Source organism: uncultured Streptomyces sp. (genome assembly GCF_947488945.1).
Taxonomy (GTDB): Bacteria; Actinomycetota; Actinomycetes; order Streptomycetales; family Streptomycetaceae; genus Streptomyces.
The window spans coordinates 15,864-35,099 of record NZ_CANLBS010000022.1; the positions used below are offsets into that span (position 1 = coordinate 15,864).

Genomic DNA, 19,236 nt, shown 5'->3' on the forward strand with positions numbered 1-19,236 from the left:
CCGAGGGACGGCCCGGGCGGGGGGACGAAGAAGTCATCGTGCGGCCTTCCGGGAGACTGCAGGCTCCTCGACTTCGAGCTGCTGGAGCAGTGATGCGGCCAGCTTCTCGGCTGCGTGCCGGGGAATGTTGTCGTAGCGGACGATTTGCGCCTTCTCGTGGATCCGGGGCTGGATTCCCGTGCACAGAACGGCGGCTCTTGCGTGGAGGGGCGGAAGCGGGGCTCCCCAGTCGACAGAGAGCCTGCCAGTCCGCTCACGGCCCTTTCCGGACTCGGGCCGCCACCGCATCGTGCCGGTCCCAAGCCTGGCGTGCTCCAAGAAGACGCCGTTCTCATGCTCCGTGCTGTGCCACTCCTGCCCCCGCCGGATCTGCACGAGGCGCGCCCAGTCAGTGCTGCGCCACCGGTAGAGTCCCTCTTCGGAATACGACTGTGCGGGTTCGTACTGCCGGTTCTCGTGGTTGTAGCGCTCCACCGTGTGGGCATTGCCGATGGCCGGAGGAGCAGCCGGGGAGCCGGGCGCCAGTTCCGGCAGCAGGGCGAAGAGACGGAGGGACGCGCAGGGCACAAACGTGCATCCGACCTTCTCCGCATGCTGTACGAGCTTGTCAGGGTGCTCGTACCCCAACAGCACGGTGTCGGGCACGGCGATGTCTCCTTCAGCGGTCTCATTGCGAATCCAATGGATCCGCTCGCCGGCGTCGTAGAGATCCTCCACAGCTCTGCTGATGGCCGCGGAGCGCCGACCCGTAAGGAGTGCGAGACCGTCCGAGTAAGGAAGGGTCGTCAATACGGGCGGCGCTACAGCCCACAGGCCGGCCCGCCAGTCGACATCGATGTAGCCGAGCGCCGATACATCCCGCAGCCACCGCCCTTCCGCCCCTTCACGGACGCTGATCCCCCGGCTGCGGGTGATCCAAGTGAGGGCTGCCCTGAAGTCAGTGATCTTCCCGTAACCGATCTCGCTAACCCACCTGAGGAGCAGGTCCCCGACCTCCATCACCGCATCGCCCCCTGCGCGAGCCGTACGCACGCTTCCCACTCGTCCCCCGTGCCGACGTCAGCTACAGCCCGTACAGCCTGAGCCCATCGACCGAAGTGCGTCTCCGGCTTCAGGCTGGGAAAGGCTGGCAGCGCTGCTTCAAGGCGCCAGGTAGCGCGGCTGTTCTGGAAGATCCATCCACCGCAGGCCGGAACGCGGACTTCGAAGCAGTACCCCGATGGGGTCTCCGGCAGCCTCTCCCACCATCCCGGGACGTCGGGTTCGGCAACTCGCCACCCACGTCCGTCGGTTGAAAGGAAGAGAGTCTCATCGGCTCCGCGGCGGCACAGCAGGACAGGCCACTCGGCATCAGCCTCTGCCAGGCGTGTGTCAAGCGCGGCACCTCGGATCGCTGTATCGCCGCTGGCCTGTCCGGCGTATGCCTCGGCGCGCCCTCCGACGAAGGGAAAGCCGATTGGAGCAGCTGTTTCGCGAAGCGAAGGAGCCGACTCGGCGGTCGTGAACTCCAAGCTGCTTCCGCCTGCCTCGACCGTGTGCCTGCCGAGGCCGGGTCCGCAGTCAGAGAGCCGCAGCGGTGCAGTAGTCCGGGGCCTTGACGGCACGTCAAGGCCGTCAAGGAGAACCCTGCCGGGGGCGCCACCAGGCAATGCAAGGTCCGGCTCGCCACCCGTCAGGTAGAGGCTGCTGCTGATGTCCGGCGCGATCAGGAGCCCGCCTTGCAAGCGGGCCTTGAATTGCGCTGCCGGCAGCGTCCCTACCACTGCGCCTGCGGTATCGAGGATGGCCGAGCGAAGAGCGACTGGATCATCAAAGACCACATGATGGTGGAGAGTCCATCCGTCCGGCATCCAGGAGAGGCGTCCCGGCTCCTTCTTCCGTCCCGGCGAAGCCGCACGCCTGAGGAGTCGCTCAACGTCGGGAGCCGCTTCGGGCGCTGAGAGGATCATGTGGTCCTCGCCCGGCGAGAATCGCTCCGCACTGGTTCGGCAGTCCAGAGCGACGTTCTGACGGAGCAGAACGAGGGGCGAGGCGGAGCGGGAGACTGCGATGCCGTCTCCGTGCAGCTGTACCCCCCGGTGCAGACTGCGAGCTGTCGGGAGGGGAAGCCCCTCCGGCATGTAGTACTCAGTGGCCCCGATCCGGCGCAGGCTGACACCGTTCTCCAGCTGGTACTCCGGGTCACCGGGGTGCGCCAGGCGGGCCAGCCATCCCAGCCGACGGCTCTCGAAGCGCACGAGCAGCTCCCCGCGCAGCGATCCGTGCGGGATGTAGGTGTCAGACCCGTCCCAAGCGTCCGCGATTGCCGCCAGCAAGTCTTCGACAAGAGGACGGAAATCAGGGTCGCGCAGCGAGTGCTGGAAGGACTTGGAGAACTTGGCCTCGTAGTCCCAGACACTGATCCCGTCAGTCAGCACGTCCCCCGGCAAGGGCCATGAGGCCTCGTCCCTTGCGCGCATGACGTTGAAGAACCGAAGCAGTTGCTGACGATCCGAGTCCCGCAGCACGGCCTGGGACAGGGCATAGCCGATTCGGGCCTGGTGGTGGGGAAGGGATTCCCTCGAGGGGATGGTGCACACTCCGCGCTTACCACCCCTTCGCACCTGCCATGCAGCCAGGCGCCGCCACATTTCAGCGACGGGGAGGTAATGCTGAGACGTCAGAACGCCGGCCCTGTCCGCCAAGAGTTCAGAGAAGCGGTCGTGGTAGTTGTTGGCCCTGTGCGCTCCGTCGTTCGCCATCCGAGTGGCGGCCATGACGGAGCAGGCGAGCAGCGGCAGCACTGACGGAGCGCGGCTGTCATCCCGTCGCGATGACTCGTAGTCCTCCACCTCCTGAAACGGCCGTGGCGCAGTTGGCTGAACGACCTGCTTGACCGCCTCTACCAGCGGAACACTGACCCCGCACTTCCGCTGCAGCGACCTGGCCTCGCGCTCGTCAACGAAGAGGACGACCGGTTGGCCGTTCCACTCTTCACTGAAGAACGCATGCTCCAGTGCGTCCTGCCACTCGACATACGCCGCGAACCCCACTCCGAGCCCCCACTCTTCATGCAGAACCATGCCGTCACCCCCGCGAACGGACGGCTAGCTGTTGTACCCAGGGTGACCTCGGCTCACAGGAGGGTCATCCTAGAGGCCGCTGACCTCGCGGGCTTCAGAGAGGGTCGACTCAATCCGATCGGGCTACAAGCCGAGTTCGCAGACTGAGGCAACGGACAGACGCGAGGTTGCCCCCGGGCTACAAACCCCTGCACGCAGTTGAGCGTTACAGTGGAGGGGCGCGGACGCGCCGTATGTCCTTGGGAGTGCGTCGGCCTCCACAACATCGGCGCCTTGGCGGAACTCCTCAATCAGCTGATGCGCGGGCAGGGTCCGCGCATCAGCTGAGTCACCGGTCGAGGGCAGCGATCAGCTTCTTCTGCTCGGCCTCAGGCAGGGGTGCCTTCTTGATCGCCTTGGCAACGAGGGTCGGCATCAGGGCGGGATCGAGATCCAGCGACGCCAGCAGGTAGCCACCGACTCCGTCGCGCTTCACCGAATCGATGCGGAGACCGAGCTCCCGCAGTTCGCGGATGCGCCGTTCAGTGTGGACGTCATCCGCATTGATGGCGCGCAGGACGGCCGCATCCACCGGCTTGCCCAGGTGCTCGCGCAGGAGCCCGAACAGGTCCTGGCAGGCGGCGGAGTCGTACGGGACAGCCAGGTACCTCTCGGGGATCCGGTCGCCGAAGCGCTCCTGCAATGTCTCACCGACGCGCGAACGCAGCTCTTCAAAGGCAGGACGTGACGGCGGCAGGGTGGCGCGGAGCAGTTCCTGCATCGAGCGGGCCATGGCCTTCTTCGCAAACAGGTAGGCGCTGAAGACCGCCTCGGCGGACTCATCAGCCGCTCCGAGCAGAGTCGCCAGCTCGTCTACGGCGAACTTGGTATTGGGCTTGTGGAGCTTCCAGGCGGCGTACGCTTCCTCGTTCTCCATGGCTCCTCTTCAGCGCGCTGCTCCGCAGCAGGACGCGGGTGGCTAGGTGGGATGCAAACGGGGCCGTCTCGGGCGGCCCTTCGGCGGTGGCCCGGTCTTATTCAGAGATCGTCCGATTCGCTTCGGCCTGCTGCGCGGCAAGGCTTCGGAGGACCGAGTGGTCGTGCTTCGGCAGCTCGTTCAGGAGCCGGATGAACCAAGCCGCGATCCAGCAGGAATCACGGTGGACCCAGTCTCCCGGTTTGAACACGGTCGCAGGTTCCCATGAGCCGCGCGGGGGCTCATCACTTCGGACAGCGGCAGCGATATCGATCTCGAACTCAGCCGCGGAAGCGTGTCGTCGCTCCAGCTGGGCGGTGACACCGATGATCCACCACTGAAAGATGCGGAACGACGGCGCCACCGACTCCAGTGCAGTCCGCGTTCCCGCCGTGGTAAGTCCGACGGAACGGCCTGCTTGGGTAGCGAGACCCAGAGGCGGCGCCAGATGAGCAGCGCTATGCACGGTGACAAGGTTGGTCCCCTCGTCCTCGTCGGCCGGGAGATCCTGGGCTGAAGAGACCCGCTCGATCTCTTCGTAAGTAGTCACGTCCAGATCAGTATGGAGGAACTGCTTGATGCCGGCGTAGAAGAGGGAGGGGGTCTCGATACGAAGTTCCGCACCGGCCCGCGTGCGCACTTCGTCGAAGAGCCTGGGCCAGGGCCGCTGGATGCCCCCGGCGCCCTTCCGGGTCTCGTACCAGTCCTCCTTCGTGTCGTTGGAGACGAAGAGGATGCGGGATCCGGCTGGAAGGCTCTGCGCGTGCTCGACGACTTCCTCCCAGAGAAGGAAGTCACCTGCGGCCTTCACGGGAGTGTCCTTGCCGAAGTCCCGGTAGCCCGGGGGGATCTCGTTGGGAAAGCGGAAGCCGACGGCCTCCTCGATCCGCGCCCGCAGTACGGAGTCGTCCGGCTGAGCGCCGATGCGGTCGCCGTACATGCGAGCCACGCGGAGGAGGACGGGGTCATCGGCCTCAGCAAGGTTTGACGGCAGCCCGTGCTGCGACTTGAGACCGTCGAGGTGCTTCTTGAGTAGGGTGCGGTTCTCCTGGAGCAGGTCGCCGACCGATGAGTCGCTGATGAGCAGCGCCAGCTCCTCGCCTGCATCGAGCGGCGCTCCGTACTTCAACAGCTGGTTGATCACGACGTTGCGTGCTGCGATGACTGATGCCACGGCTTGCGTCAGGTGGCGGTTGACGTCCTTGGCCGCGCCGGTGAGAGCGGCCTTGCGCGACTCCAAGGTGCTTCGCCGCCCGCGTACGAACTCCAGGCCCACCTGATGAGGCATCCAGAGCCGATCCGATACAGCCTCCAGCGCCGTGAACACGTCTTCGCGAGCCGTCTCGGTGTATTCGTACAAGCTGAGGAGGATGTTCGTGTCGAGGACGACGAGCCCGTTGGTGAAGAACTGCTCCCGAGCAGCGTCCTCCGCCGAAGGCGCAGGCTCGAGCCAGGACTTGAAGCGCTGGATCAACGGGGGTTCACTCGGATCCACTTGCCCTCCTTGGAGCTCGCCACCACCCTTTCGGAGGTTCATGCTGTCATGAGATCGATCCTGGTGACGACAGCTACGGGCAAGTAGGCAGTGGAGCTCGACCGGTCTCGTTCATCGGGTCTGCCAGCCCTTTAGGATGACCGCCCGATCTTGCTTGAGCGGCAGTGCCTCCGCGGCTGCGGAATCGGACGCATGCCGGGCGTACCCCGCCGCATCAGTGGAATTGAGTATGCTGCGCTGTCTACTCCACAACCACGACCACCGCATCCTGGTGCCGCGAGTCCTTTGCCTGGAAGCGGACGAGACGGCGTACCGCGCATTTCTTCTCTCCGTTAGAGCGCGCATCGTACGGAGGATCGGCGGCCACGCCCCCGCTGAACGATCTTGGTCAGCCGAGGAAGCTCAGCCGAACCTGACGGTTGTCTTTAGAGATGTTCGTATCCACCAGGCACACCGACTGCCAGGTGCCCAGCTCCAGGCGGCCGGCGATGACCGGGAGGGTGGCGTGCGGGGGGACCAGGGCGGGGAGGACGTGGTCGCGGCCGTGGCCGGGGGTGCCGTGGCGGTGCTGCCAGCGGTCGTCGGCGGGGAGCAGGGTGCGGAGGGCGGCGAGCAGGTCGTCGTCGCTGCCGGCCCCCGTCTCCAGGACGGCGATCCCGGCGGTGGCGTGCGGGACGAAGACGTTCAGCAGGCCGTCCCGCCCTCCGGCGGCGCGGGCGAGGAACTCCTCGCAGTCGCGGGTCAGGTCGGCGACCGTCTCGCGGGACCCCGTGGTGATGTTCAGGACGGTGGTGGTGAAGGCGTCAGGCATGGGTCCATCCTGCATCCTTCCGGCCGTAGGCCGCCCCTGACCACGCGGTCGACGCCGCGCCCGGCATGCCCGGTGCGGCCCGAGCCCGGTGCGGTCCCCTCCCACGAACCGCCCGGCCCCGGAACCCGCAGCGCCGGGGCCGTGCGACAGCTCTGCGGCAGCCGTGCGACAGCCCTGTGACCCCGCACAGAAGGGGAACCAAGCACTCCGCGTACACCTGCGGCGCGCCGTTGCTACAGTCCCTCCGGACGTCTGAACAGCCCTCGCCCACCTGTACGGGCACCGGGGCGCGCCGGGCCGGGGGATGCCGGGGGCGGCCCGGTGCGCGCACGATTGCCTCCACCACACCGGGAGACTTCCGTGATCGACGACCTTCTGCCCGCGACGGTGTCCTGCGCCGACACCACGGTCGACGACGTGCCGGCCGACGCGCTGTTCCCCGAAGAGGCCTCCCTGCTGCGCACGTCGGTGCCCAAACGCCGTCGCGAGTTCACCTCGGTGCGGGTGTGCGCCCGGCTGGCGATGGCCGACCTGGGGCTCCCTCCGGTCCCCGTCCTGCCGGGCCCGCGGGGTGAGCCGGGCTGGCCGGAAGGGATCGTCGGATCCATGACCCACTGCGCCGGGTACCGTGCCGCGGCGGTGGCGCGTTCGAGCGACGTACGCGCCCTCGGCATCGACGCGGAGCCGCACGCCCCGCTGCCCGAGAACGTGCTGGAGAGCATCGCACTGCCCTCCGAACACCGCCGGGTCCTGGACGCCGCGGAAAGGGGCGGCGGCACGGGGCCCATCCACTGGGACCGGCTGCTGTTCAGCGCGAAGGAGAGCGTGTACAAGGCGTGGTACCCGCTCATGCGGACCCGGCTGGACTTCGAGGACGCCGACATCGAGTTCGACTGGACACCGGGCCCGACCACCAGCGGCGTCTTCCACGCCCGGCTGCTGCGCACCGCTCCGGGCGCTCCCACCGCCTTCGACGGCCGCTGGCTCGTCAGGGACCGGCTCGCACTCACCGCCGTGATCGTGACGGCGGCCGCCTGAACGACACCCGGCCGAGGGCGAGGCCCGACGTTGAGGCCAGACAATGAGGCCGGGGACGACCGCGCAGGGCAGCCAACCCTCGCCCGCTCAGGCCGACTTGGCTCCTGCTGCCGACCGCGTGCCTGCGGGAGGTACGGCGATCCCCGACGTCGGCCCCGGGCGCAGGGTCCACGGGACGGGGTCGGTGTTGGCGAGCCATCCGTCTGCGACGAGTCGGCTCACCACCAGCAGGCGCAGCGGTCGCCGGAACTTCCACTGCATGCCCTCGCAGAACTGGGAGAGCGACGGCCCATGGCCGTGTTCCACCCGGAAGGCGGCGCTGAACTCGGCCGCCTGCGGGCCGCAGTCCGGGTTCGCCTCCTTCCACGCCTCGTACGCGCGGCGGGTCTTCTCCTTCACCGGGGAGACCTTCTTGCGGCGCGTGAACGCCTCGGCGACCCGCGTCGTCGCCAGGTGGCACAGGGGGCACTCCTCGACGGCAGCGACGTGACGCCGCAACGCCGGGCTCACCTGGTCCTTCCAGGCCACCCACGCGTCCTCGTCGAACGCCCAGGCGGACTCGCTCCGGCCCTCGTTCTCGTCGACGCCGCCCAGCAGCAGCCGGCGGTCGCCGGGGAGCACCCCGGCGAGATGGCGTACGGCGGGGGCCAACAGATATTGCCCGCTTTCGAGTTCGGCGAGGAATCCCCGGGTCAGCAGCTCGGGCAGGGCCTCGCGGCACTCGGCGGGCAGGTCGGACGGGACCGGGCACAACTCGTCGGGCGTGTGGTGGGCGGCCAGGTACAGCGCGGCCAGCCGGGCCTCCGGGCTTGCCTTCCGGAGCGGCTTCGCGGCGAGCGTGCGGGTGCTCCATCCGGAGACCCGCGAGCGCATCACCTTGCCGAAGGGCAGTTGGGGGTCCTGGTCGGGCGACAGCTCCTGCACCATGAACTTGATCGGTACGCTCGGGTCGCTGGTCAGCACGTCGCCCTGCGGGTTCCAGCCCAGCGTGACGACTCCCGCGACGGCCCGTTCGGGATCACCCAGTCGCAGCGAGCGGAGGTCGCTCCCCGAAAGGTTGCCGACCCCGCTGCGCGCGGCACGGATGGCGAGCACCATCGCGAGCAGGCGCGCATCCGCGTCCTCCAGCGGCAACGCCGCGGCGAAAGACAGCAGTTCTCGGGCGGCCTCCCCCTGCCGGGCGGTCAGCAGGAAGGGGCGCAGCTCACTCGGCACGGCCGGGGTGGCCACGGCCTGGGCGGGAACGAGCGGAGACTTCGACACAACGTACCTAACGCGTGGGATCGGCTGAGGTCACTGACGGACCCGGAGCGGCCGGGGCAGCGCCGGTCAGTACCGGGGACACCGAGCATCACACCACACACGCCACGTCCGCCGCCCGTCCACAGGAAGACCTGTGGACAACCGCTTTCGGACGTACGGTCGCGGGGGAAGTCGCCGGGTGGCCGGGGAAAATCGGGGCGGCGGCGGCACGCGAAGAGGAGCCGGGGCAGGGCAGGACGATCACCGGGGAGCGACCATGGGCGTTTCGATCAGGGCGGCACGACCGTCGGAGGCGGGCACGCTGAGCGGGCTGGCGCTGCGCTCGAAGGCGTACTGGGGGTACGACGAGGCGTTCATGGCGGCGTGCCGGTCCGAACTCACCGTCACTCGGCAGCAGATCACCGCAGGACGGGTGAACGTGGCGGAGGACGACGGCACGGCGGTGGGCTTCACGACGCTGGCGGGCGACCCGCCGACGGGGGCGCTCGGCATGATGTTCGTCGATCCCGGTTCGATGGGCCGGGGCATCGGACGGATGCTCTTCTCCCGCGTGGTCGCCGACGCCGGGGCGCTGGGCTTCACCCGCCTCACGATCGACGCCGACCCGCATGCCGAACCGTTCTACCGGGCGATGGGCGCGGTCCGTACCGGAATGATCCCGTCGGGCTCGATCCCGGGCCGGCTGCTCCCGTCGATGGCCGTCGATCTGCCGGACTGAGGCCCGGTGCCGGAGCCGGTACTCCACGCGCCGCTCGCCCTGCCGCGCGCCGGGCACGGGTTCGCGGGGCGAGCCCGCCGGCCCCGGACCGGCCCGCACCGCTCGGCCCCGGACCGGCCGGCACGCCGACGGCACTGTCGGACCCCCGCCCTATGCTCGGCTCATGAGCGTCTCCCTCTACTACACCGCGCGCCGGGCCGAGCCGTTGACGGACGGCGAGAGCGCCGCCGTCGAGCGGGTGGTGACCGCGCACCGTGCCACGTTCCCGTACGACGACGAGGAGAGCCTGTACCTGTACGAGCCGGACGGCGGGGACGACGGCCCCCTCCTCGACGGCTCGACCAAGATGCCGTTCGATCCCGGTCGTCTCCTGCCCGTACTGGCCCATGTGCTGGACTCCGTCACGGAGTTGCGCCGCTCGCTGCCGGCAGCCTCGTGGCACGTGCATCTGGACGATCTCGACATCCCGTGGGACGAGACCGAGGGATACGCCCTGCCGGGCATGCGGGACGCGGACCTGCTGGCGGAGCTGGAAGGGCTCTGAGGACGGGCGGGGGCCGGAGGCGCGGCCGGGCGAAGTCAGGTCCGGGGCAAGGCGTCAGATCCGGGGCAAGGCGTCAGGGCGGGGCAGGGCGTCGGGCGGTCAGAAGCCGGGATGCGGGGGCAGGGCGAGCCAGTCCGGCCAGGAGATCTCGCGGCCGAGGAAGCGCGGCTGCGCGAACGGCCAGTCGGCGGCGATCCAGCGCGGGACCAGCGCGTCGAGTGCCTGCTCGACCTTGCCGCCCACCAGCTCGTCCACCACCCACCAGGAGATCTCGCCGTCCGCGCCGGCCCTCTCCGGCGGGTCGATGTAGACGCAGCCGAGCAGAGATGTCTCCGCCGCGTCGAGCAGCGCGTAGTTGAAGGACTGGTGGGCGGCGATCTCCTGCTCGTGCCGCAACAGGTCGGCCCGGTCGGCCTCGTAGGTCATGGTGGCCGCCGGCCAGCCCCAGGCAGGGCCGAAGACGGTCCACAGCCGCTCGCGCGAACCCATCACCGCCGGATAGTCGAGCGGGGTGTCCGCCTCCCGGATCGGGCGCAGGTGATGACCACCGTCCGGCAGCGGTACCAGGACAGGGTGGACGAAGTCGTCGGGAAGCCAGCTCATGGCGCCCGACCGTAACAGCGGACGGCCGTCCGCACCCCTGGTTTTCCCCTGGGTTTCCCCTGCCACGGCCGCGCCGAGTCGGTGATCGTCACGGCAACGGCTCCACAAGCGGTCAAGCCGTCAAGCCGTCAAGCCGTCAAGCCCGCGGCGACGGTCGCGCCGAGTTCCCAGCACGCCTCCACGTCCGCCTTCGCCGGCTCCCCGGTCACCGTCACCGGCTCGGCGGCACGCCGCCAGCCGAGGCCGGTCGTGATCGACTCGATGCCGCGCACCGCACCGGTGACGTCGTTGCCGCCGTGCACCCAGTAGCCGAACGGGCGGCCCCGCGTCGCGTCCAGGCACGGGTAGTAGACCTGGTCGAAGAAGTGCTTGAGTGCGCCGGACATGTAGCCGAGGTTGGCCGGGGTGCCGAGCAGGATGCCGTCGGCGCCGAGCACGTCCGAGGCGGTCGCGCCGAGCGCGGCGCGGCGCACGACCCGCACGCCCTCGATCCCGTCCGTGGTCGCCCCCTGCACGACGGCCTCGAAGAGCGCCTGGCAGTTGGGGGACGGCGTGTGATGAACGATCAGCAGAGTGGCCACACCCACGCACCCTGCCTCCCCGGCCCGCCCGGCCGCAAGCGGGCACGCTGCTCGTCGGGCACGAGGGGGCGTGCGCCGGAGCGTCCGCCCCGGCACCGACAGGCGGAGGCGCACACGACGGGCGAGGGCGGACACAGGGCCGGCCGGTGCCGACGCGTGCGCACGCCGCCGGATGCCGCGCCGGACGGGCCGTCCCGAATTCGATACGGACCCGGATGCTTTTCGCACGGACGACCAGGCAGACTCTGTGGGGAGCAGTCCGTCCCACCACAAGAGGATCACGTAATGATCACGCTGAAGAAGGAAGATGGCCCTGCCGACCTGGACGGGGTGACCCATCTGACGATCGGAGCCTCCTGGGACCCGACCGTCGGCAGCAGCGGCGGCATCATGGGCAAGATCCGGCAGAAGGCCGGCACCGACCTCGATCTGATCGCCATCGCGATGCAGGGCGACGACCCCGTGCGGCTCGCGGGCCTCGACTCGCTGGACCCGCTGGGCAACGGCTCGCTGCTGCACAGCGGCGACAACCAGACCGGGCACGGCGACGGGGACGACGAGACGGTGACCGTCGAGTTCAGCCGGATCCCGGGGAACATCACCTCGATCGTGTTCGTCGCGGCCGCCTACAAGAAGCGCAGCTCCTTCCAGAACGCCCGCAACATCAGCTTCAAGGTGTACGACGCGACGGGCGGCAGCTCCACGCAGGTCGCCGACATCTGGCCGAGCATGCTCAGCGACGACAACGGCTGCGCGGTGGCGAAGGCGATGCGGGTCGGCTCGGCCTGGAAGCTCCAGGTGATCAACGAGACCGGCAAGATCAAGCAGGGCGACGAGCGCGCGCTGATGCGCTTCGCCGTGAGCAAGTAGCGGCGCGCGTACGCGGGTGACCGCATGTGCGGGTACCGCCTTGGGCGAGTACCGCGCATGCGGGTCCCCGCAGGTGCCCGCGTACCCGAGCCGGGTCGTGTTTCTGACGGTTCGTCACCGTGTCACCCGTCACGGCGTCACCCGTCACCGCGTCGCCGGGCTCCGTCCAGCCACGGTCCGAACTCGCCCTCCAGGATCAGCCGGCCGAGCTTCCGGTACTCCTGGAGCACCGCCGAAATCACCTGGTCCATGCCCAGCGGTGCGCCGGACTCCGCCGCGAGGTAGGCCGCCGTCACCGCGCAGGCGCGGATCGATCCACCGGCGAGCTCGAAGCGTGCCGCGCAGAACTCCAGATCGAGGTCCGCGTCGCGCGGCATGCCGGTGCCCAGGCACCGGTCCCACAGGGCGAGGCGCTGTCCGGCGTCGGGCATCGGGAAGTCGGCGACGACGTCGAGGCGCCGGGTGAACGCCTCGTCGAGGTTGGCCCGCAGGTTGGTGGTGAGCACGGCGATCCCGTCGAAGGACTCCATCCGCTGGAGGAGGTAGGCGGACTCGACGTTGGCGTGCCGGTCGTGCGCGTCCTTGACCTGGGAGCGTTTGCCGAAGATCGCGTCCGCCTCGTCGAACAGCAGGATGCCGTTGACGTCCGACGCCTCGACGAAGATGCGTTCCAGGTTCTTCTCCGTCTCCCCGATGTACTTGTCCACCACCGTGGAGAGGTCCACGACGTAGAGCTCCATGCCGAGTTCGGCGGCGACCACCTCGGCGGACATGGTCTTCCCGGTCCCGGACTCACCCGCGAACAGCGCGATGACGCCGCGCCCGCGGCCACCACCGGGCCGCATGCCCCACTGGCCGAGGACCTGCTCCCGGTGGCGTGCGCGCAGGGCGAGTTCGGAGAGCTGGAGCCGGGTGGCGGGCGGCAGCACCAGGTCGTCCCAGCCGACGGCGGGCTCGATCCGGCGGGCGAGCCGCTCCAGGCCCGCACCGTTCTGGGCCCGGACCGCCGCCCGCAGGTCCTCGGGGGTCACCGGCCGGCGCTCCTGCGCGGCGAGCCGGGAGGCGACGACGGCGGCCTTGCGCCGTTGCTCCGCGTCGAGACGGTACGTGGCGGCGGCATCGAGGAGGGCGTCATGGCCGGAGGCGTCCATCTCGGGCAGTCCCACCGAACGGCCCGCCTCGGCCAGCGCTCCGCGCCACCGCCGGGCCGCCTCGTCGGGTCCGGCGGGCCGGGCGACGAGGGCGACCGGACTGTCGTCGGTCCACAGCGGGTCCCAGTTCTTCTTCCCGTACGCGATCAGCGGGACGCCCCGGAGTGCGACGCTCAGGGCGGCGAGCAGTCGAGCCCCTTCGGGCCGTTCGGGGGCGAGCGCTTCGAGCGGTCCGAGGACGACCCCGCCGCCGCCGAGCCGGGCCTCCATCGCCAGGGGCACGGCGAGATCCGCCGCTCCGCCCGCCGGGGCGAGGGCCGCGACATCGACCACCAGCGGGCGGCGCCCCGCCGCGAACAGCGCCTCCACGGCCAGTCCGCCCGGATCTCCGCCCCGGTCGAGCAGGTGCACCAGGCCGCTGCCGGTGCCGAGCGCGGCGGCGACGCGCAGGATCTCGGGCCCTTCGCCCACCTCGTCGCGGGGCCCCGCGGCCCGGACGAGACCGCGAAGCCTTCCGTCGATCTCGTCGTCGCCGAGCAGGTGCGCGGTGACCCGGTCCGGGACGTGCAGGACCCGTGACAGCAGGGGCCGTTCGGTCTCCCGCACCTCCAGCAGTCCGCCGGCCACGAGCGGGGAGGACGGCGAGAGACGGAAGCGGCCCGGTCCCGCGGCGGGCAGCCCGCAGAGTTCCAGGGCCAGGCCGACGCTGGGCCGGCGCCGGGTCAGGTCGTCGTGGAGATAGCCGTAGAGCCGTTCGAACCGGTGGTCCACGTCGGGGGCGAGAGCGACCAGCAGCAGTTCGACGTCCACCGGGGCCAGCCGGAAGCCCTCGGCCAGCCGGCCGAGCCGGCCGCCCGACCCCGCCGACCAGGCGGTCCCGGAGCCGTACGGCGGTACGGGCGCGAACGCGTCGCGGGAGTCCACGATCCGCCCGGCGGCCTCGGGGGTGAGGTACTGCCCCCGGTAGGGGTCGTCGGGCTCCGGGTCCGTGGCCCGGCGGGCGGCGACCGCTTCCCGGACCCGTTGTTCGAGGCGGCCGAGCGCGTCGAAGAGGTCCGCGGGGCCCTCGGCGGAGGGGCCGCCGGATGGCGGGGGGCCGGTCGCGGGGCCCTTGGTGGCCCCGATGGTCGGTGCCGTCGTCAACGGGCTCCGCTCCCCCGCTTGCGCCGGCCCGGCGGCAGGGGCCGGTCGCGCGGTGCGGCGAACCCCTGCGCGGGCAGGTCGGTGCCCGCGCCGTAGCGCAGCCTGCGTCCGGGACCGTCCTCCTCGCCGGCCACGGCGGGAACGGACTTCACCACCAGCCCCTCCGTGACGGGCACTCCCGCCTCGGTGCGTTCGCCGGCCAGCGGGGCCACGACCCGCAGGTCGATCGCCGCTTTCAGCTCGCCGCCGAGCGCGGACCACACGTCGGAGGCGGAGGGCCCGTCGGTTCCCGGCCCGGCCGCTTCCATCTCCACGGTGAGGCCGAGGTCGGCGAGGCTACCGGTGTACAGCCGGGGTGGCAGCGTGTCGGCCCGTACCAGGCAGCGCAACACCTCGGAGAGCAGGCGGTGTTCGTCCTGCGGCCGGTTGGTCCAGGCGGTCACCAGGTAGGTCAGCTCGAACCAGCGGGGCGGGGTCCGCCGGGCGACGACGACCCCCTCGTCGTCGTACTCCTCCGAGGTCCCCGTCCGCCGCCGGGCGGCGGCCTCACGGATGCCGTGCAGGAACACGCTGATGGTCGGGGCGTTCCGCCGGGCCGACCAGTCCTTCGTCGGCGCGTCGAAGACCAGCTCGACCCCGCTGTCCTGGAGGCCGGCCTCCACCAGCAGCAGCCGCAGCGCCTCGTCGACTTCGTGGATCACCGGCGTCCCACCTCGTCGGGCGGCACGATGGTGCCGGGGACCACCAGGAACGGCGTGGTGACCGGGCCGAAACCGGGCCCCTTGGCCGTGATGGTGCGCGGCCCCGTCATGTCCTTGGCCAGGATGAGCAGTTGGGCGATGAAGGTGCGGTCGCCGCGGGGCAGGGTCGGTGCCGCGGCGGCCGTGATCCCGGGGTCCCAGCTCAGGGTCACGGGCGCGCCGGGAGGGAAGTCCTTGCCCCGCACGGAGGTGACGAAGCCGGGTTCCCCCACGGCGGGCACCGCGATGATGCGGGGCTGGAGGATGCGCAGCGGGATGCGGGAGACGTTGTCCCCCCGGTCGGCGTCGGTGCCGGTCGTGGTCAGCGTGCCGGTGATCGTCGTCCGCAGCGCCCGGTCGGGCGACAGCACGACGCGGATCACCGTGGACGCACGGGGTGCGAGGTCCGGCAGGGCGCACTCGCCCGCCGAGCAGCCCGCGGGGAGCGGACCGGCCGGGATGCGCGTGGGCAGGCCCAGTTTCAACCGGAGACCGGTGGCCAGCGCGTTCCTCCCGTTGCGCACGGTGTAGGTCACGACGACCTTGCCTCCGACGTAGCCGGGGCTGGGCTGGGCCCGCACGGTGACGGCCGGCCCCGCCTCGGGCTCGGCCGGCGCGGGGAGCGGCGGGGCGGGCGCCGGGGTGGAGGGCTGTGCCGGGGTGGGAGTGGGGGGCGGAGTCGGGGTGGGACTCGGGGTCGGCGTGGGACTCGGGGTGGGCGTCGGGGTCGGTGCGACCTCCTGGACGGGCAGGATCGTCCCGGCGGCGTTGTCGGTGGGGCTCGGGTCGAGCACCGTTCCGGCGACCGACCAGCCGATCGGCTGGTCCCCGACGGTCACCCCGGTGAGCCGCGCGGTGACGCGCACACCGGCTCCGGGCGCAACCACGCCCAGGTCGCACTGCGGGGCCCCGGCGGTGCACGGGCCGGCGTCGGTGGTGAGTTCCTCCAGCCGGACCCCGGGCGGGACGTCGACGGTGAAGGTGGTGCCGGGCGACGGCGAGGGGCCGTGATTGGTGACGGTGGCCGTCACCTCGACGGAGGAACCCACCTCCACGGCGGGGACGGTGGGGGGTGCGGTCACCGAGAGGTCGACCGCCTGCTGGAAGCTCGGTTCCTTCTGCCGTCCGGAGAGCCCGTCACTGAGCGGCGTCAGCTCGCCGGAGGCGAGGTCGAGCACGGACAGCGCCTCCGGGGAGTTCGGTGCGACCTCGCGCCGCGAGCTCAGGACCAGCCGTCCGCCGTCCGGGGACCAGGCGACGTCGCGGGGCTGGAACGGTCCGGTCGCCGAGGCGTCCGGGATCTCCTGCTCGCACCCGTCGGGGTTGTCCCGCTGGACGGCGGGCAGCACGACCCGGCATCCGCCGCCGACCAGCGGCTTGACGAGGATTCCGGCGCGCTCGTTGACCCTGCCGCCGCCGTCCTTGCGGTTGAAGGCGACGGCCGAGCCGTCGGGCGAGAAGGCGGGGCTGTCGTCGATGACCTCGCAGGCGCCCGGGCAGATCCTGGCGCTGAGGTCGAGCTGCCGGTCGAGGTCGTCCACGGGCACGGTCCAGACGTGCTTGTTGCCGGCGTTGCCGCCGATCACCGCCACCCGGGTGAAGGCGAGGGTTTTTCCGTCGGCGGACCAGGTCGGCTGCGCGTCGGCGCCGGTCTGCTGCCCGGCCGGCGGACGGATCTCGTCGATGACCGCCCCGTCGGCCACGTTCGCGATGAGGATCCGGCCCGGCCCGGACGGGCTGCCGTCCTCGGCGGGCGAGGTCCGGGTGAAGGCCAGTTTGGTGCCGTCCGGCGAGAAGGTGGGATCGGTGTCCCGGTCGAGCGGGCCGCGTCCGTCGAGCGGCATCGGGTCGGGGTGGGAGCCGTCCGCGTCGGCCAGCCAGATCCGCTCGATCCGTCCGGCGTCGGAGTCCTCGAAGCGGGTGACGACGATGCGCCGGCCGTCCGGGGTGTAGTTCTGCCGCTCGATCCACGGGTCGTACCCGTCCGCCGGGTTGAACAGCGGGTCGACGGCCGGATCGGTGTTGGTGTCGGCCGCCGGGTCCTCTTCGAGGATCGTGAGCCCGAGGTCCCTCGGGTCGGACCCGTCCTGCCGGACGTCCTGGAGGGTGACGACGTTGTCCGCCGAGGCGGTGGTCCGCTCGACGACGACGCCGCCGGAGTCCGCGGGGCCGAGCCAGGTGGGCGACTCGACGCTCCGGTCCTCGCTGAGCACCGGCTGCGGGTCGGCGTCGACGAAGGGGGTCGCCCGGTAGACGTTGTCGTACGGGTTGCAGCCGCAGGTCAGTTCGGGGCTGAGGAAGACCAGGTCGCCGCCGTCGGGCAGCCAGGCGGCCGCGCTGGTGCGCCAGCCGGCGTGGGCGCCGGTGAAGGCCGGCCGGTCGCTCCCGGTGCCCTCCGTGATCCGCAGGCGCGGGCCGGTCTCCCCGTCCGCCGTGAGGGTGTAGGCGACGAGGTCGCGGTGGTCGTCGTCGACCGCCGGGTTCCACGCCGGGTCGGTGGCGTCGCCGGCGGGCCCGTCGCTGATCCTGGTCGCGGGCCCGCCGTCATAGTCCCGCGTGTATATCTGCCGGCCGCGCAACGGGTCGGCGTCGGAGGAGTACGCGAGGCTGAGGCCGTCCGGGGAGAAGGTGGGGGACGTCTCGTCGGCCGGTGAGTCGGTCAGCCGTCGCGGATCGTCGGAGCCGTCGACAGGCACCTCCCACAGGTCGCGCCGGCCCGTCCCGCCCGGTTCCGCCGAGTCGAAGACGACGGTGCGTCCGTCGGGGGAGAGTTCGGGGTGCGCGGCGTCCTGGTCGACGGTGAGGCGGCGCACCGATCCGTCCGGGTCGCGGACGTACACCTGCGGCCGCGGACTGTCGCGCCGGCTGGTGAAGACCAGAACCCCGTCACGGGCGGAGGGGTCCTGGTCGTAGTGGGCCGCGCCGGCGCCGAAGAGCGGGTCGCTGGTCCGCGGGCCGACGACCTGCCCCAGGCTGCGGTGCGCGGTGCCGGCGAAGGCGATGCGCCCGGCCTCCGTCGCTTCGTCCGCCACCGGGGCGAGGCTCGGTGTCTCCGTCCGGACGGACGCCGAGCCGACCACCACCAGGGGCGTCAACAGCAGGACGGCGCAGGCCAGTCGGCCCAGCCGGGAACGCTTTGCCGGGCCAGCGGTGCCGGTCACGGCCCACCTCACAGTCTGTCGATGGCTCTCCACCCGCCAGCATCCCGCCCGCCGGGCCGGGAGAACAGGCCCCAAGTACCCGGCACGGGGGAAGCGGCCGCTGCCCTTTGCGGCGGTCCGTCCCCGACGCGCCTCCCGGGCGGCGGCGGGTGCCGCCGCCCGGGGACGTGCTGGATCGGACCGCGCTAGATCAGACCGTGCCGCATCGCGTATCCGACGGCATGGGCGCGGTTGCGCAACTCCAGACGCGTCGCGACCTCGTGCAGCACGTTCTTGACGGTGCGTTCGGAGTACGAGGTCTTCTGCGCGATCTCCGCGGTGTCGAACCCCTCCGACACCAGCCTGATCATCTCCGCCTCCCGCGTGGTGAGGGTGGACAGGGTGAGCCCGCGGGGGTCGAGGACCGTCCGCTGGAGGCTGCTGACGTGGTCGAGGAGCCTGCCGAGCAGGTCTCCCGGCAGGACGCCCTCGCCGTTGGCCATGGCCGTGACCAGATGGACCAGGCGGTCCTGGTCCGCCTCGCGGCGCCTCAGTACGGCGGCGACACCGCACTCGATCATCGTCTGGAGCGCACCCGCCTCGAAGAGCCCGACGACGAGTCCGGTGCGGGTCGAGGTGTTGCGCTGCAACCGGTGCAGCAACTGGACCGTCGGCTCGTCCACCGTGTCCACCACCACCAGCGACACCTGCGCCCCGTCCGCCTCGGCCTCGCCGAGCAGTTCTATCTCCGGCCGCAGCCGCAGTTGGTGGATCATGCCGGTCTGCAGGATCAGGTCCTCGGCGTACACCGCCACGGAGACCCTCTGCCGGGGCGCCGTCCCGGTGCCGCTCCCCAGGGAGCGCGGGGACGCTCCCGGTGCGCGGCGCGGGACCCGCCCGGTCGTGCTGCTCGTGGTGCCTGTCGTCGTCATCGCTCGTGCCCGTCTTCCTCAGGTCTTTCCGCCCGATATGCCTTCTCGCTCCCGCCCCCGTGCCCCCACCGGGCATGGGGCGCGAGCGCGGCGGGGGGCCGTACGCACACCTGGGCGGCGGGCCGCCGGGGCAGCACCCGTGCCCGCCCGTTGCCCTCGCGTCTCTGCTGCGGAGCGGGTCCCGCGCCCT

At 71.1% G+C, this 19,236-nt stretch carries 16 protein-coding genes; 4 read left to right on the top strand and 12 right to left on the bottom strand.

The window, feature by feature from the left end; translation table 11 throughout:
• Positions 1 to 33: 33 nt before the first annotated feature.
• The 5 genes from Q0994_RS27800 to Q0994_RS27820 all read right to left on the bottom strand — a co-directional run bounded on the left by Q0994_RS27800 (position 34) and on the right by Q0994_RS27820 (position 6,323).
• On the bottom strand, positions 34 to 999 hold the full coding sequence (locus Q0994_RS27800) for a hypothetical protein (RefSeq protein WP_299539728.1): 966 nt from the start codon (positions 997 to 999) through the stop codon (positions 34 to 36).
• Complete coding sequence (locus Q0994_RS27805) at positions 999 to 3,062, bottom strand: hypothetical protein (RefSeq protein WP_299539730.1); 2,064 nt, start codon at positions 3,060 to 3,062, stop codon at positions 999 to 1,001. The genes Q0994_RS27800 and Q0994_RS27805 overlap by 1 nt, the downstream gene beginning before the upstream one ends.
• A 328-nt stretch (positions 3,063 to 3,390) precedes the next feature.
• Complete coding sequence (locus Q0994_RS27810) at positions 3,391 to 3,978, bottom strand: hypothetical protein (protein ID WP_299539733.1); 588 nt, start codon at positions 3,976 to 3,978, stop codon at positions 3,391 to 3,393.
• Between the two features lie 97 nt (positions 3,979 to 4,075).
• A complete protein-coding gene (locus tag Q0994_RS27815; protein ID WP_299539735.1) occupies positions 4,076 to 5,512 on the bottom strand; it encodes a PIN-like domain-containing protein in 1,437 nt (478 codons plus the stop codon).
• Between the two features lie 388 nt (positions 5,513 to 5,900).
• Entirely contained in the window at positions 5,901 to 6,323 is a 423-nt protein-coding gene (locus Q0994_RS27820) for a secondary thiamine-phosphate synthase enzyme YjbQ (RefSeq protein ID WP_299539737.1), read from the bottom strand.
• A gap of 360 nt (positions 6,324 to 6,683) precedes the next feature.
• Between Q0994_RS27820 and Q0994_RS27825 the strand changes: the two genes are divergently transcribed.
• A complete protein-coding gene (locus Q0994_RS27825) occupies positions 6,684 to 7,361 on the top strand; it encodes a 4'-phosphopantetheinyl transferase (protein ID WP_299539740.1) in 678 nt (225 codons plus the stop codon).
• 87 nt (positions 7,362 to 7,448) lie between these two features.
• Here the strand turns inward: Q0994_RS27825 and Q0994_RS27830 are convergent, their stop codons facing one another.
• A complete protein-coding gene (locus tag Q0994_RS27830; protein ID WP_299539742.1) occupies positions 7,449 to 8,624 on the bottom strand; it encodes a hypothetical protein in 1,176 nt (391 codons plus the stop codon).
• Positions 8,625 to 8,880: 256 nt separating this feature from the next.
• Here Q0994_RS27830 and Q0994_RS27835 point away from each other — a divergent pair, with 256 nt between their 5' ends.
• Complete coding sequence (locus Q0994_RS27835; protein WP_299539745.1) at positions 8,881 to 9,342, top strand: GNAT family N-acetyltransferase; 462 nt, start codon at positions 8,881 to 8,883, stop codon at positions 9,340 to 9,342.
• A gap of 163 nt (positions 9,343 to 9,505) precedes the next feature.
• The gene (locus Q0994_RS27840) at positions 9,506 to 9,886 is read left to right on the top strand and encodes a hypothetical protein (protein ID WP_299539747.1); all 381 of its coding nucleotides are present in this window, start codon (positions 9,506 to 9,508) and stop codon (positions 9,884 to 9,886) included.
• A 99-nt stretch (positions 9,887 to 9,985) separates the two neighbouring features.
• On the opposite strand, the gene Q0994_RS27845 is transcribed toward Q0994_RS27840, so the two are convergent.
• Both Q0994_RS27845 and Q0994_RS27850 read right to left on the bottom strand, forming a co-directional pair.
• Complete coding sequence (locus Q0994_RS27845) at positions 9,986 to 10,489, bottom strand: N-acetyltransferase (RefSeq protein ID WP_299539749.1); 504 nt, start codon at positions 10,487 to 10,489, stop codon at positions 9,986 to 9,988.
• A gap of 128 nt (positions 10,490 to 10,617) precedes the next feature.
• Positions 10,618 to 11,070 (bottom strand): flavodoxin family protein, encoded by a 453-nt coding sequence (locus Q0994_RS27850; protein ID WP_299540001.1) that lies wholly within the window; start codon positions 11,068 to 11,070, stop codon positions 10,618 to 10,620.
• Between the two features lie 285 nt (positions 11,071 to 11,355).
• Between Q0994_RS27850 and Q0994_RS27855 the strand changes: the two genes are divergently transcribed.
• On the top strand, positions 11,356 to 11,940 hold the full coding sequence (locus Q0994_RS27855; protein WP_299539752.1) for a TerD family protein: 585 nt from the start codon (positions 11,356 to 11,358) through the stop codon (positions 11,938 to 11,940).
• A 137-nt stretch (positions 11,941 to 12,077) separates the two neighbouring features.
• Here the strand turns inward: Q0994_RS27855 and Q0994_RS27860 are convergent, their stop codons facing one another.
• The 4 genes from Q0994_RS27860 to Q0994_RS27875 form a co-directional block, all read right to left on the bottom strand.
• The gene (locus tag Q0994_RS27860; RefSeq protein WP_299539755.1) at positions 12,078 to 14,234 is read right to left on the bottom strand and encodes an ATP-binding protein; all 2,157 of its coding nucleotides are present in this window, start codon (positions 14,232 to 14,234) and stop codon (positions 12,078 to 12,080) included.
• Entirely contained in the window at positions 14,231 to 14,935 is a 705-nt protein-coding gene (locus tag Q0994_RS27865; RefSeq protein WP_299539758.1) for a DUF4255 domain-containing protein, read from the bottom strand. Before Q0994_RS27865 ends, Q0994_RS27860 begins: the two co-directional genes overlap by 4 nt.
• A complete protein-coding gene (locus tag Q0994_RS27870; protein WP_299539760.1) occupies positions 14,932 to 18,135 on the bottom strand; it encodes a hypothetical protein in 3,204 nt (1,067 codons plus the stop codon). The genes Q0994_RS27865 and Q0994_RS27870 overlap by 4 nt, the downstream gene beginning before the upstream one ends.
• Positions 18,136 to 18,320: 185 nt before the next feature.
• On the bottom strand, positions 18,321 to 19,046 hold the full coding sequence (locus Q0994_RS27875; protein ID WP_299539762.1) for a LuxR C-terminal-related transcriptional regulator: 726 nt from the start codon (positions 19,044 to 19,046) through the stop codon (positions 18,321 to 18,323).
• Between the last annotated feature and the right edge of the window lie 190 nt (positions 19,047 to 19,236).